The 13,752-nt window shown below is 36.8% G+C and carries 14 protein-coding genes; 11 read left to right on the top strand and 3 right to left on the bottom strand.

Annotation, left to right across the window (positions count from 1 at the left end; translation table 11 throughout):
- The first annotated feature begins 68 nt into the window (after positions 1 to 68).
- From G4P69_RS03260 to G4P69_RS03225, 8 genes are all read left to right on the top strand, one after another.
- Entirely contained in the window at positions 69 to 335 is a 267-nt protein-coding gene (locus G4P69_RS03260; RefSeq protein ID WP_208343883.1) for a hypothetical protein, read from the top strand.
- Positions 336 to 2,024: 1,689 nt separating this feature from the next.
- Positions 2,025 to 2,240, top strand: coding sequence for a gas vesicle structural protein GvpA (gene gvpA / locus G4P69_RS03255; protein WP_010996411.1), 216 nt, complete (start codon positions 2,025 to 2,027; stop codon positions 2,238 to 2,240).
- 201 nt (positions 2,241 to 2,441) lie between these two features.
- Complete coding sequence (gene gvpC, locus G4P69_RS03250) at positions 2,442 to 2,813, top strand: gas vesicle protein GvpC (RefSeq protein WP_208343882.1); 372 nt, start codon at positions 2,442 to 2,444, stop codon at positions 2,811 to 2,813.
- A 374-nt stretch (positions 2,814 to 3,187) separates the two neighbouring features.
- On the top strand, positions 3,188 to 4,189 hold the full coding sequence (gene gvpN / locus G4P69_RS03245) for a gas vesicle protein GvpN (protein ID WP_208343881.1): 1,002 nt from the start codon (positions 3,188 to 3,190) through the stop codon (positions 4,187 to 4,189).
- Between the two features lie 252 nt (positions 4,190 to 4,441).
- Positions 4,442 to 4,861: a gas vesicle protein gene (locus G4P69_RS03240; protein WP_208343880.1), complete on the top strand. Its 420-nt coding sequence runs from the start codon at positions 4,442 to 4,444 to the stop codon at positions 4,859 to 4,861.
- A 69-nt stretch (positions 4,862 to 4,930) separates the two neighbouring features.
- Positions 4,931 to 5,398, top strand: coding sequence for a gas vesicle protein K (locus G4P69_RS03235; RefSeq protein WP_390691841.1), 468 nt, complete (start codon positions 4,931 to 4,933; stop codon positions 5,396 to 5,398).
- 57 nt (positions 5,399 to 5,455) lie between these two features.
- Positions 5,456 to 6,187, top strand: coding sequence for a gas vesicle protein GvpF (gene gvpF / locus G4P69_RS03230; RefSeq protein ID WP_208343878.1), 732 nt, complete (start codon positions 5,456 to 5,458; stop codon positions 6,185 to 6,187).
- 15 nt (positions 6,188 to 6,202) lie between these two features.
- A complete protein-coding gene (locus G4P69_RS03225) occupies positions 6,203 to 6,511 on the top strand; it encodes a gas vesicle protein GvpG (protein WP_208343877.1) in 309 nt (102 codons plus the stop codon).
- Between the two features lie 89 nt (positions 6,512 to 6,600).
- Here G4P69_RS03225 and G4P69_RS03220 read toward each other — a convergent pair whose 3' ends face one another.
- The gene (locus G4P69_RS03220) at positions 6,601 to 6,936 is read right to left on the bottom strand and encodes a gas vesicle protein (RefSeq protein ID WP_208343876.1); all 336 of its coding nucleotides are present in this window, start codon (positions 6,934 to 6,936) and stop codon (positions 6,601 to 6,603) included.
- Between the two features lie 109 nt (positions 6,937 to 7,045).
- Between G4P69_RS03220 and G4P69_RS03215 the strand changes: the two genes are divergently transcribed.
- The 3 genes from G4P69_RS03215 (at position 7,046) to G4P69_RS03205 (ending at position 11,603) form a co-directional block, all read left to right on the top strand.
- Positions 7,046 to 7,747 (top strand): GvpL/GvpF family gas vesicle protein, encoded by a 702-nt coding sequence (locus G4P69_RS03215; RefSeq protein ID WP_208343875.1) that lies wholly within the window; start codon positions 7,046 to 7,048, stop codon positions 7,745 to 7,747.
- Between the two features lie 112 nt (positions 7,748 to 7,859).
- On the top strand, positions 7,860 to 9,701 hold the full coding sequence (locus G4P69_RS03210; protein WP_208343886.1) for an ArsA family ATPase: 1,842 nt from the start codon (positions 7,860 to 7,862) through the stop codon (positions 9,699 to 9,701).
- Positions 9,702 to 9,764: 63 nt separating this feature from the next.
- A complete protein-coding gene (locus G4P69_RS03205) occupies positions 9,765 to 11,603 on the top strand; it encodes an AAA family ATPase (protein WP_208343874.1) in 1,839 nt (612 codons plus the stop codon).
- 80 nt (positions 11,604 to 11,683) lie between these two features.
- On the opposite strand, the gene gntT is transcribed toward G4P69_RS03205, so the two are convergent.
- The gene (gene gntT, locus G4P69_RS03200; protein ID WP_310834054.1) at positions 11,684 to 13,069 is read right to left on the bottom strand and encodes a guanitoxin biosynthesis MATE family efflux transporter GntT; all 1,386 of its coding nucleotides are present in this window, start codon (positions 13,067 to 13,069) and stop codon (positions 11,684 to 11,686) included.
- A gap of 114 nt (positions 13,070 to 13,183) precedes the next feature.
- A complete protein-coding gene (locus tag G4P69_RS03195; RefSeq protein ID WP_208343873.1) occupies positions 13,184 to 13,561 on the bottom strand; it encodes an SET domain-containing protein-lysine N-methyltransferase in 378 nt (125 codons plus the stop codon).
- Between the last annotated feature and the right edge of the window lie 191 nt (positions 13,562 to 13,752).

Below are 13,752 nucleotides of genomic sequence, written 5' to 3'. Positions count from 1 at the left end.
AATAATACTGATACAAAATCACTAATGAGATGAAATAGTAGGTCTAGAAAATTCCGCTATAAAAAGTCATGTCTACAGAAGTTACACCGGATCCTGTCCGGCAAACAGCCTTAGCTGCGCTGACAGCTAGTTTTGAAGCGCAAGGTCATCCGACTCAGTACGCTCAAGCGATCGCAACTTCAATTATTTTTCAAACAGACTTAGATTTAAGAAATGCTCAGCTTTCTCGCTTACTAGCTTGGTTAAAGCAGGAGCATAATAATATTTACGCGTCTGCGCTGGAAGTCACTGAAAAAACTCGTGAAGAATTTGAAAAGCGAGTTCAACAAGGTTAAGGTTAGTAGCCTTTCAAGTAGAAACGAAATTGAGTTGACAAGGTATAATTAATTCAGCAGCTTCATTAAGAGTGCTGCTAGTCTGGTTCACAAAATTTTCTCTCTATCTCATAGACAGTAAGACTTTGCCCGTTTTATCAATGTCAAAACAATTAAAAATTCAAAATTCAAAATGTTAACCCCATGTCTAAAGCCAGGGGCTTGAATAATGTTACTTCGTTTTTTCTTCTCCATTAATAAATTAAGGGGCTTGTATCCTTAATTTATTAATTCAAAATTATTTCTTCAATGAGCGAATTTTGCACTTTGAATTTTGAATTCAAAAAATGGTCAGATTTGGGGCGTTTATTTCAAACTCGTTGCTAAAAATAGTCGATTGGTCCTCGCCTCAAGGGTATCCAGTTTAAGCACTTCCAATTTAGGAACTTCCAGTTTAGGAAGTCTCAATTTACGATTGCAGCTGTTCAGACCTACCTGTACTAGGTTTAGATAGGTAAAACAATATCAGAACCCTAGAGCATTAAAGAGCTAATCGATCGTTATGTCAGCATCAACCTTAAAATTGGGTTGATTATACATCTAATATTTGACGGCACATACTCTTGTTGTCATCTTAATCTTTTTCTTAATTGTCAGTGTCTGAAAAACTGGCTATGCTAAGCAATTGTAAAGTTTTTGGTTTTAGCAAGCTCTAGGAACTAGAGAAAATCAGTCCTAGCACCTCTTTAAGAGGTATATTTTTCGCGCGCGAGTTATAGATATTTTACTCTCTCTTATCAAATATTAAAAAAAATGGACTCATAAAAAAATGAATAATCTTATAATTTCTATATAGAAATAGTAGGTTGTAAGAGATACTCTATAAAGTAAACATTAAGACTTTGTAGGTTGGGTTGAACGCTCGTGTTACCGAACAAAATCCTAAAAATGTTGGGTTTCGTTCCTCAAACGCCAGATTCCTACGCCGGTAAACCCGGCTGCAGAACTGGCTCCCCAACCTACGCAAATTAATGGTTTTTGGTACTAACGATGCCTAAGATTTACTTTATAAATAGCCTCTAACTCTGCTTTTACTTGTTAAAAGTCGGTGCTTTAAACTTTATATCAAAATTCCAACACTGAATTGGTAAAGTGGTATAAGCTTTATCTATAGTTTCTAATTATTATTTCAAGAAGTAATAATTAGGTGTGAATTTAATTTTCATTAACTAACCATTGAAACGGTTGTTAGAGATAGTCATTATCTATAAAAATAAATAATGACTATCTTCTTATGACATTAGAATTTGGACGCTAAAATAATTACAGTGCAGTAAGTAGAGTGCTTCGAAAAAAACACTATTACTTCTATATTGGTTTTAAGTAATTTCCTCACAAGTAGGAAATTACTTAAAATCTTATGAAATGTCGCTTTTGTTTTTTTATCAGTAAATTCTCTGAATTTCTTTCCCATTGATATCTTAGAGGCTAAAAAAAAGATATAAAACCTTAGCTAATTAAACATTATTTTGATTGAGATGCAGTCAGACCAAGGGATTTATTTTGTCTATGGTTATAAAAAAAAAGAAAAGTTTTTTTTGTAAACCCTTTACATTCTTGAAAATAGTATATAGAATTTAGGTGGGCAAAAGGTTAAGGCAATCGCCAACCTAAAGCTCAAAAAACAACAATGAGTTAAAGGAAAAAACCATGGCAGTTGAAAAGACAAATTCTTCCTCTAGTTTAGCTGAAGTTATCGACCGTATTCTTGACAAAGGTATTGTTGTAGACGCGTGGGTTCGTGTTTCATTAGTTGGTATTGAATTACTAGCTATCGAAGCTCGTATCGTTATTGCTTCTGTTGAAACCTACCTCAAATATGCAGAAGCTGTTGGTCTAACTCAATCAGCTGCGATGCCTGCTTAAGAGTTCAAAAAGCTCTCAAATCTCAAGTAGTCTGAAAAAAAGCTTTTGCTTTTCTTGCTCTGAAGAATTCGTAAAAAAAATTAATATACGAATCCAGAAATAGAAAAGCAAAAGTTTTGCTGAGCCATTTTTACTGAACAGAAATAATCAGTATTCGTGGTTGTTTGACGCTTTTAAAATTAGAACGAGTATTGAGGAAATATGACAGGATTACTAGAAAAAATCCGGGCAGAACATCATCAACGAACCCAAGATGTTAATGGGTTTCTAAATGATAGAAGAAAACAAAGAGAAGAACAAGGTAGAAAGCAAGCAGAAGAGTTGCATGAATTCGCTCAACAACTCCATGATGAGACACATGATTTCTTAGAGAATGCTAGATCACAAAGAACAGAGCAAGCTAAGAAACAGGCTGAGGATCTACAACAGTTCTACAAAGAATTGTTTCAAGGAACTCATGAGTTTTTAAAAACTACCAGTCAAGAGCGGGCTGAACAAGCCAAAGAACAGGGACAAAGATTACGCCAATTCCGCATGGATTTATTTACTAGCGTTTTTGGTATGAAATACTAGTCAGTCTACTGAACAAAGCAGTCTGTCTATTCAAGACTTCAACTAAAAAAGAAAACCCCCTTAAATACAGGGGGTCAAAGTTAAATTCAACAATGAGTTTTAGGTTTAAACTGTGACAGCAATTGCTGCGACTTTATTTTGCAAAGATCTAGTCTAACAGCAATCTAGTTCACCTCCTGGAGACAAGCCTTCCGTTTTTGGTTAAGAAAAATTTCTTAACCCCATACAGACAGCAGCAATAGATTGACTGCCATTACGCGCTCCAAAGAATTTTTGGTGAAACTCTCTATCTAGCAGCTTAAGTAAAGTATAGCACAAAGATGCGAATAACGCATCTCTCTGAAGAATTCATCCTCATATCTATCATTTCAACTATGACTGTTGCCGAAATCAATAGCAAAAGATCAGTTCTGCGTGTGCGTCCAGGACAGTTCGTGACTACACCCGCCGTTAAGCAAATAGCAACCCGAGCATTACGCTATCTTCACTCAGGTTTCTCTGTTCATTTACGTGGTCCTGCGGGAACTGGAAAAACCACCTTGGCTATGCACCTAGCAGACTGTCTTGCAAGACCAATTATGTTAATCTTCGGAGATGATGAATTTAAATCTTCAGATTTAATTGGAAGTCAGTCTGGCTATACTCACAAGAAAGTGTTGGATAATTACATCCACAATGTACTCAAGATAGAAGATGAACTCAAACAAAACTGGGTTGATTCTAGATTAACTTTAGCTTGTCGAGAAGGCTTTACACTTGTTTACGACGAGTTTAACCGCTCTCGTCCAGAAGTCAATAATGTTTTACTGTCTGCCTTAGAAGAAAAAATTCTGACGCTTCCTGCTATCAGCAATCAGTCAGAGTATTTACAAGTTAATCCTCAATTCCGAGCTATTTTTACCTCTAACCCAGAAGAATATTGCGGAGTTCACTCAACTCAGGATGCTTTAATAGATAGACTAATTACTATTAATGTACCAGAACCAGACGAATTAACTCAAACAGAGATTTTGCTACAAAAAACAGGCATGGATCGAGACAATGCTGAGTTAGTTGTACGGTTGGTGAAAGCATTTAGACAGAAGATTAACGTAGAAAAAGCTTCCGGGCTCCGGTCTTGTTTAATGATTGCTAAAGTCTGTGCAGAACACCATATTGTCGCAGATCCTGAAAATCTTGATTTTGTCGATGTTTGTGCAGATGTTTTATTTTCTCGAACCAATTTATCTCATACAGACGCTATGAATATGTTTAAGGAGGTAGTTGGTCAACACAAAGCAGAAGAAAAAGAAACCTTGAAAAAAACTGCATTAGTTAGCTCCGCTCTCACTCATCTTGACAAAGAATTAAATAAACCCACCACCTTGTTAGGTTAAAGCATTTCTGTTTTATAAAAGAAAATGTTGGAAGATAATTAATCTATAGCAATCTTTGGTAGGTTGTGAACATTATTTAAATCGCCAAGATGCAGCAGTGAGATGCAAATGTTTCCTCTCTTGAGGTTTAACAAAAAATGTATCTCACAAAAAATGCTCTTATAGTATGAAAGTAAATTTTATTGTTTACTTTCATACTTAAGAGCAAGAAGGTTTATTCAACAGAAAAAATAATTATTGAGTAAATAAATCATGCCTTCTAGTTCAATGCTCTCAACACGCCAACAGTCGAATACTAATAAAACTATTAGTACATCGACTCAGGGATCGACTCTGGCAGATATACTCGAACGAGTATTAGATAAAGGAATTGTCATCGCTGGCGATATTTCTGTTTCTATTGCTTCCACAGAACTTTTACATATCCGAATTCGCTTATTGATTTCTTCAGTTGATAAAGCACGAGAGATGGGTATTGATTGGTGGGAAAATGATCCGTACTTAAGTAGCAAAGCTCAACGTTTACATGAAGAGAATCAACAACTCCGGCAACGACTGGAAAGTTTAGAAGCACAGTTGCGATCGCTCAATCCAGTAGCTGTTAGTAGCGAGCTTCCAGCTAATGTAAATACTCAAGATAACTTACACACAGTTAATGACGAGAATAGCTAATTGTTACTTGAATAGTACAGCAATTTTTTTATGTCGAAAAACACTTTATAACTAAGTGGTATTATGGCAATAGATTGCACCCCAATTGAAAATTCGACCGAGTTGCAGCTTGCTACATCCCGTGACAAACAACCAACAGGCTTAGCACCATTATTACTAACTATTGTGGAACTAATACGCCAGTTGATGGAAGCTCAAGTGATTCGTCGTATGGACGAAGGGTTGCTAAATGAATCAGATTTGGAGCGGGCTGGGGAAAGTTTACAAAAATTAGAGAAAGAAGTTCTTCACTTATGCGAAGTATTTGACATCGAACCCTCAGATTTGAATATAAATTTAGGTGATTTTGGTACTCTTTTACCACACCCTGGAAGCTATTATCCTGGAGAAAACGGGAATCATCCATCTTTGCTAGAACTACTAGACCGAATTTTAAACACCGGAGTCGTTGTCAACGGTGATATAGATTTAGGAATAGCTGAACTTAACTTAATTCATGCAAAACTAAGATTGGTTTTGACTTCAAAACCAATTTAAATTGAGTAAACTATGAATTAAAAAATATTTATTCATCAACAAGGAAGTTAGTGTCTTATGAATTGTGGTCTTTATCTATATGGAATTTTTCCAAATACATTTCTAGATAAATTGGAACTTAAAGGATTAGATTCACAGCCTGTTTTTACTGAAAATGTTGAGGGATTTACTTTTTTATATTCTGTTGCACAGCAAGAAAAGTATTTAGCTTCTCGCCGGAATCTCATCCGTCATGAGAAGGTATTGGAAGAAGCAATGAGTGAAGGGTTTCGCACTCTTCTTCCTTTACGTTTTGGGCTGGTAGTCAAAGATTGGGATACTGTAATAACTCAACTGATTTTACCTCATAAAGAACAATTAACCGATTTGTTTAAGAAATTGGCGGGGCGGCGAGAAGTCAGCCTCAAAATTCTTTGGGATACAAAAGAAGAATTACAAGCATTAATGGCACTCAATCAAGATTTGAAGAGTAAGCGAGATGCAATGGAAGGCAAAACATTAAGCATGGAGGAGATAATTGAAATTGGACAATTAATAGAAAGTAATTTACAAGTTCGTAAACAAGAGATAATTCAAGCCTTTCATCAGGGATTACATACTTTAGCAGATGATATTGTAGAAAGCGATCCCATGATGGAAGAAATGATTTATAACGGTGCGTACTTAATTCCTTGGGATGCGGAATCTGAGTTTAGTACCAGAGTTGAAGAAATTGATAAGAAATTTGGCGATCGCTTACGTATTCGCTACAACAATTTTACTGCTCCTTATACATTTGCACAAATTTAATAATAAGAGGAAATTATGCTATTAAAAGCTTTATTACTTCCCATTACTGGACCAATCGATGGGCTTTTCTGGCTTGGAGAACAAATTCAAGAGCGTGTTGACACTGAGTTTGATGCTCAAGAAAATCTACATAAACAGTTGTTATCCCTACAATTGAGGTTTGATATGGGAGAGATTTCTGAAGAAGATTTTGAAATTGAAGAAGAAGAATTACTGTTGAAAATCCAAGCACTGGAGGAAGAAAACTCTTCAGATGAAGAAGAATATATAGAAGCTGAATATCAAGAAGAAGCTATAGAAGATGAAAACCTAGCTTTAGTTTGAAAATTATCACTCTTGCATGTACGAATGAGGAAACCCGCAACAGAAGCGGGTTTCAAGATCAATTTGAAGCAGACTGATACTTTTAAAGCTTAGTAATCCAAATAAATAGTTTGGAAGCTATTTAAATCTTCAACAACATCATGACTCTGTATAATTGTTGGTTCTTGAGATTGTTTTTGAGTTTGTGAATCTGTTTGACGCATTTTCCGAATATTATCTTCAGCTGTTTCTATTTGGTTATCGACGATATTTAAACAATGTTGTAACTGATGAACTCGCTTTTGCATAGTCTCTAACTCTTGACGAATTCGTTGTTGTTCTGCTACCAGCTTATAAAGTTCAAATTGACTCAAAGCTTGAGATGGTTTACGAATCATCGTGCGAACTTTAACTCTATTTGACATACGGTTACGAAAATTTTTCATAGGAGAATATCCTTATTGTTTGAAAATATTATAACTAGTTTTTTCTATATGCAAGTGCCAAAACTTATTATTTAAATAATAAAAAATACTTTTTAATAATTAGATGAACATGATTGCACAATTACCTCTAGAAAATCTTTACACTTATGCTTTTTTAAAGACACCTACGGTAAAATTAAATTTACCTAAAGGTATTTTTAATCAAGTCGTATTAATTGATAATTCTGGAATATCAGCGGTTGTAGAACCTGAATTATACTTAGATAATTTAGTTAAAAATGATCAACAACTAATACAAATAGCTTTAGATCATAACAGAGTAATTTGTGAAATTTTTTGCCAAGTTTCAGTTTTACCATTACGCCTTGGAACCTCTTTTAATAGCTATGAAGCTATATTGAACTATTTAAAGTCTCATGCTGATGCTTATAAAGAAAAACTAGATAGTCTTGAGGGAAAAAGTGAATATCTTTTAAAATTGATTCCTCGAAAATTGGAAGAAACCGCTCCAGTAATAGAAACAGCAGGGAAACAATATTTTTTAGCTAAGAAACAACGTTATAAAGAGCAGCAAGATTTCCAGAATACTCAAATGAATGAAAGGGATAACCTTATTGATTATATTAACCAGTTGTATTCCTCATCTACTATCACTCAAGCAGAGTCTAAGGGTGAAGAAGGACGAATTTATTTTTTACTTAGTCCGCAAGAGGAATCTTTACTTTTAGAAAATTTATCAAGTTGGCAACAAGCATATCCTCTTTGGGATCTGCAATTAGGAGAAGCTCTTCCCCCCTATCACTTCATTTAACTATCTTTAAGTTTCTTCATTTTATGGATGCTTATCTGAAATTAAACGAGGAAATTATCTACCACTGTATACTCACTTTTTTATGAACCACTACAATACACTTAATTTAGCCATGTTTAGCGGGAAAGGTGGAGTTGGAAAAACCACGCTTTCTTGCTGCTTTGCGAGGAATTGGGCAAAGCAGTTCCCTAACGAAAAAATTTTATTAATGTCTACAGATCCAGCCCATTCGTTAGGAGATATATTGCTACAAAAAGTCGAGGATCATGCTTTACCATTAGCTGATTTACCTAACTTGTGTGTCCGAGCATTAAATGCTCAAGAACTACTACAGGAATTTAAAGCGAAATACGGTAAATTTTTAGAATTACTTGTTGAAAGAGGAAGTCTAGTTGAAGGAGAAGATTTAACCTCTGTTTGGGATTTAAGTTGGCCGGGTTTAGATGAATTAATGGGTTTACTAGAAATTCAACGTTTACTGACAGAAAAAGAAGTAGACCGAGTAGTGGTAGATATGGCTCCTTCTGGTCATACGCTGAATTTACTGGGATTGAAAGATTTTTTAGAAGTTATATTAAATTCTTTAGAACTTTTTCAAGAAAAACATCGAGTTATCTCCAAAACTTTTAGTGGTCATTACACTCCAGATGAAGTTGATAATTTTCTAGTAGAATTAAAATTTAAACTTGGAGAAAGTAAACGCTTACTGCAAGACAAAAATTTTACAGCTTGTTTAGTCGTTGCACTTTCTGAACCAATGAGTTTATTAGAGACAGAACGATTTTTAACAAGTTTAGAAGCATTAGAAATTCCCCACGGTGGCTTGTTAATTAATCGAATATTAACAGATTCTAGTGTAGATCCAGACCGCTACAGTGAACAACAACAATTATTAGAGAAATTCTTAAATATTTCCAAAGATAAACCAGTTTTTATTGTACCACAACAAACTGCTGCACCGTTAGGTGAATCAAGGTTAGATGGTTTGATGACTCAAATCGTAAAAATTGACAGTGTTACCCTTGCACCACCACCACCTATTAAATGGCCTGAAAAAGTACCACCTTGTTTCAGCGATTTTGTGAGCGAAGGACGCAAACTTATTATTGTTGGTGGTAAAGGAGGTGTAGGCAAAACAACAGTAGCAGCAGCTATAGGTTGGGGTTTATCTGACCGCTATCCGGATAAAAAAATCCGCATGGTTTCTATAGATCCTGCCCATTCTCTAGGAGATGCTTTTGGAGAAAGATTTGGACATGAACCTGTTTCTTTAACCCCTAATTTAAGCGGACAAGAAATTGATGCTGATAAAGTTTTAGCAAAATTCCGCGAAGACTATCTTTGGGAATTAGCTGAAATGATCAGTGGAGAAGGTGTAGAGAACCAGACAGTCAAAATCGCCTACAGCCCAGAAGCTTGGCGACAACTTGTTGCTCAATCTTTACCTGGCATTGATGAGATGTTATCACTAATCACTGTAATCAATTTATTAGATAGTAACCAGCAAGATTTGATTATTTTAGATACAGCACCTACAGGTCATCTGCTCCGCTTTTTGGAAATGCCAACTGCTTTAGGAGATTGGTTAAGCTGGATATTTAAACTGTGGATGAAATATCAAAGTGTTTTAGGAAAAGTTGATTTAATGGGAAGATTACGCCAGCTACGTCAACAAGTTATGCTGGCTCAAAAAAAGTTGAAAAATTCTCAACATACGGAATTTATTGGTGTTATTCAAGGTGAATCTGCTATTGTAGCTGAACACAGACGTTTAACAGAATCTATACGAGAAATGGGTGTTTACCAGCGTTATATAGTACAGAATCGCTATGCCAAAGATGTAGAAGTTGATAGCCATTTATTCCCAGAAGAAACAATAATTCGTTTACCTAATTTACCAAGATCAGTAGAACCACTAGTACGGATAAAAGGTGCGGCTAGCCTTTTATTTTAATATAATGATGTAGAAGTAAGCGCCTCACAAATTTTTTTTTAAGCGAATCAACAGAGGAATTCTATGAGCGAATTATTTAAGGGTTTTGAGCAATTAGTAGAATTAGTAAAAACTTTGGAAGAAAAAATTGATAAAGGAGAAATTAAGACTGACGTACAAATTAATTCACGTCCTTTAAGCAGCATTCCCCGTAACACTAATTTTAAAAACAATAACAATGTGGGTAGCGACATTGGAACCACCCAATTTCGCACAAAACCACCTTCTAACCCAGGTAGTACAGACACAACAACATCTACTCCAGACACACCACCTGATACGACTAGCTATTCTCTTAAAGATGTTGGCGGAATAGCAGATGTTCTTAAAGAGCTGAAAGAACTTGTTGCTATTCCTCTAAAACGTCCAGATTTATTGACCAAACTAGGACTAGAAGCAATACGTGGTGTATTGTTAGTTGGTCCTCCTGGAACAGGTAAAACTCTGACTGCTCGGTGTTTATCTGAAGAACTTGGCGTTAACTATATAGCCATAGTTGGTCCAGAAGTTATTGGCAAATACTATGGTGAAGCAGAACAAAGACTACGAGCTTTGTTTGAAAAAGCTGCTAAAAATGCTCCCTGCATCATTTTTATTGATGAAATTGACAGCCTTGCTCCTAACCGCAATTCTGTAGAAGGAGAAGTAGAAAAACGTCTTGTTGCTCAGTTACTCAGCTTGATGGACGGTTTCGCTCAAACAAAAGGCGTTCTGGTTCTTGGAGCTACCAATCGCCCTGAACACCTTGATCCTGCTTTGCGTCGTCCAGGGAGATTTGACCGAGAGATCCAGTTCCGTGTCCCAGACGTCAATGGACGTAACGAAATTTTACAAATTCTGACTCGTTCCATGCCCTTGGATGAGACAGTCAATCTGGAAACTATTGCCGATCAAGCTGTTGGCTTTGTTGGTGCTGATTTAAAAGCCGTTTGTCAGAAAGCTGCTTACATGGCATTACGGCGTCAGGTTCCATCGATTGAAGGTCATATTCCAGATTCAATGACTATCAGCCAGCCTGATTTTTTACAAGCTATAAAAGAAGTTAAACCTGCTGTGCTCCGTAGTGTAGAAGTGGAATCACCTAATATTGCTTGGAATGACATTGGTGGCTTGGAGTCGATTAAGCAGACACTACGAGAATCTGTAGAAGGCGCGCTACTTTACCCAGAACTATACGAGCAAACCAAAGCTTTAGCTCCCAAAGGGATTTTGTTATGGGGACCACCAGGAACAGGAAAAACCTTGTTGGCTAAAGCTGTTGCCTCACAAGCACGGGCTAATTTTATTTGTGTTAATGGTCCAGAATTACTTAGTCGCTGGGTAGGTGCTAGTGAACAAGCAGTGCGAGAATTATTTGCGAAAGCGAGACAAGCAGCTCCGTGTGTTGTCTTTATCGATGAAATTGATACATTAGCACCAGTGCGAGGTCGTTTCAGTGGTGATTCTGGGGTGAGCGATCGCGTGGTAGGTCAATTACTTACTGAGTTAGATGGATTACAAACAGGGGCAACAATTTTGGTAATTGGCGCAACAAATCGTCCAGATGCTCTCGATACAGCTTTACTACGGGCAGGACGACTAGATTTACAACTAAAAGTTGATTTACCAGATTTATCTAGTCGCTTAGCAATTTTACAAGTTCACAACCAAGGAAGACCGCTTTCTGATGTGAATTTGCAATATTGGGCAGAAATGACCGAAGGTTGGAATGGAGCGGATTTAGCTTTACTGTGCAATCAGGCGGCTGTAGAAGCAATTCGTGGTTTCCGTGCCCAAGGGCTAACAGAAACCACTGAGATACGCATTACTACTGATGATTTTAACTATGCTTATCAAGTGTTGACACAACAGCGTGTCAATTAAGTGCAATCATGGGATATGCATGATTGCACTTCCCATTAAGAAATCGCTGTTTTACTGAAGCGTACAGAGTATGGTCAAATCTAGTACATATCTGTTGCTTCAGTACGGGGAGAGTCAGCTTCAATCATAAAAGTTCCAAAGAACTCTAGCCCAAGTGTTACCATTCTGGTAGCGGTGAACAAAGACAAAGCCAACCACAAGATATGATTACTGTGCAACAAAAATGCAACACAAGCCGTAGGTGCAAAACCCAGTACAGTGGCTGCTAAACTGGCATTGCGGAGGGTATGCCCTTGTGCTACACCCAAAAAGTATCCCTCCAAAGACCAAGTAATTGAGGCACATACTAGCACAAGTAGTAACCAGGGAACATAAATATTAATGTGTTCGATCACTTCTATGTGATTAGTAAAAAGCCCAAAAACAGTCTGAGGAAATAGCACAGACGCTCCGCCGAAACCAATACCCACCAGTAGACTGGTTACCACAGCAATTACAACTAAAGGTACTAACTGCTGGTTATCTCCTTTGCCTTTAAAATTTCCAGTCAAGATTTCTGTACCGAATCCTAGCCCTTCAATAAAATAGTTACTCAATATGTACACCTGTAAAAGTAAGGTATTTTCGGCGTATGTAATCTTCCCCATTGCTGCACCTTGGTAATCAAATATTACAAAGGCAATGAGAATCACGAAATAGCTCACAAAAATATTTCCATTTAGAGTAAAAACGGATTTTATCGCTGACGCATCCCAAATCTCTCCAGCTAGGCTTTGTACCTCTTTCCAGTGAACGTGTTTGCACAAAAAAATTAATCCTATTAACAGTGCGAGATACTGACTAATAGCCACAGATAGTCCAGCACCCGTAGTTTCCCAACCCCACCCAACAATAAAAAGGTAGTCGAGTGCAATGTTGACCGCATTACCAACAAAGGATAGCAATACAACTAAGCCGTTTTGTTCCTGTCCCAAAAACCAACCAATCAGAACAAAGTTGAGTAAAATGGCGGGTGAACCCCAAACCTGAGCGTTGAAATAGGCAATAGCTGAGGCTTTGATCTCTGGGGAAGTATTAAACAGAGCAAATCCGAATTTTCCTAAAGGATACTGCAACAGTATAATTACGACACCCAGTATCAGAGCAATCATGCCATTACGCAGTCCTACCAACACTACCGCCTCTCGGTCATCTTGTCCTACAGCTATTGCTGTTACCCCTGTTGTGCCCATTCGTAAAAAGCCTAAAAGTATGTAGAGGTTGCTCAGGACGTTTCCAGCTAAGGCTACCCCAGCTAAATGATGGATTTCTGACAAATGACCTAAGAAAATCACACTGAGCGTATTTGCCAGTGGTGTCATGATATTGGAAATGACATTTGCGATCGCCAGTCGGAAGAACCGAATCAGTAGATCATACTGACTCGTAAATATCGCCTTCATAGATTGACTCAAGTTGCTAGTCACCAAAATTCTTAATTTTTTACATAACTTTAACGATTCTAGTCAAATCGATACATTTTTTGTTGATTAAGAGCCGAAAGATACAACTTAGCTAGCCCTTACCTCTATTGACACTACTCAGACTCTCTCCACTTTGTGTTTTATATAATTGCTTAACTGGTATGTGTATAAAATATTTGGGTGTACATATAATGCTCCCTGAATGCGCCCTAGACATTTGTGAGTTTTGCATTCACAGTCAAATGCTTGATCCATAGACCATTCAGTAGATGGGTAAAAGAAGGTTATTTCTTCACCCACTTCAATTTTCCTTAGACAGCGAATCACTAAATTTATGGTATCAAAAAACACATTTGGTTCACAACTATGATTTATGTATTGCAAATACTCCGGAGCAAGCATAATATGCTCATGTTCATTCAATTGAACTGACAGATAATTCGGTTTTGTCAATGTTTCTTTAGCTTTAAAAGTAGAAACTTCTTCACCAGGCATAAAAGTAACACTTGAATGGAGTGATTTATAACCTGTTATAGAACACTTCCATAGCTCTGCAAAAGATGAAACTTTGATGACTTCAAATTTAATATCGGTTAGATTTTTCTATGGTACAATCACTAGCTTTCTTATCAAAGATTCTTACGTAAGTTTGCTGTTTTTAACTTCTATTCGCGCGAAGTTACAGA

It is taken from the genome of Aetokthonos hydrillicola CCALA 1050 (assembly GCF_017591665.1).
GTDB classification, from domain to species: Bacteria; Cyanobacteriota; Cyanobacteriia; order Cyanobacteriales; family Nostocaceae; genus Aetokthonos; species Aetokthonos hydrillicola.
Note: the sequence above shows the minus strand (reverse complement) of the source record. Positions and strands in the feature narration are given on the sequence as shown.

Coding starts and splice junctions, on each gene's coding strand:
- G4P69_RS03260 (WP_208343883.1), top strand. CDS start 69: ATGTCTACAGAAGTTACACCGGATCCTGTCCGGCAAACAGCCTTAGCT.
- gvpA (WP_010996411.1), top strand. CDS start 2,025: ATGGCAGTTGAAAAGACAAATTCTTCCTCTAGTTTAGCTGAAGTTATC.
- gvpC (WP_208343882.1), top strand. CDS start 2,442: ATGACAGGATTACTAGAAAAAATCCGGGCAGAACATCATCAACGAACC.
- gvpN (WP_208343881.1), top strand. CDS start 3,188: ATGACTGTTGCCGAAATCAATAGCAAAAGATCAGTTCTGCGTGTGCGT.
- G4P69_RS03240 (WP_208343880.1), top strand. CDS start 4,442: ATGCCTTCTAGTTCAATGCTCTCAACACGCCAACAGTCGAATACTAAT.
- gvpF (WP_208343878.1), top strand. CDS start 5,456: ATGAATTGTGGTCTTTATCTATATGGAATTTTTCCAAATACATTTCTA.
- G4P69_RS03225 (WP_208343877.1), top strand. CDS start 6,203: ATGCTATTAAAAGCTTTATTACTTCCCATTACTGGACCAATCGATGGG.
- G4P69_RS03220 (WP_208343876.1), bottom strand. CDS start 6,936: ATGAAAAATTTTCGTAACCGTATGTCAAATAGAGTTAAAGTTCGCACG.
- G4P69_RS03215 (WP_208343875.1), top strand. CDS start 7,046: ATGATTGCACAATTACCTCTAGAAAATCTTTACACTTATGCTTTTTTA.
- G4P69_RS03210 (WP_208343886.1), top strand. CDS start 7,860: ATGTTTAGCGGGAAAGGTGGAGTTGGAAAAACCACGCTTTCTTGCTGC.
- G4P69_RS03205 (WP_208343874.1), top strand. CDS start 9,765: ATGAGCGAATTATTTAAGGGTTTTGAGCAATTAGTAGAATTAGTAAAA.
- G4P69_RS03195 (WP_208343873.1), bottom strand. CDS start 13,561: ATGCCTGGTGAAGAAGTTTCTACTTTTAAAGCTAAAGAAACATTGACA.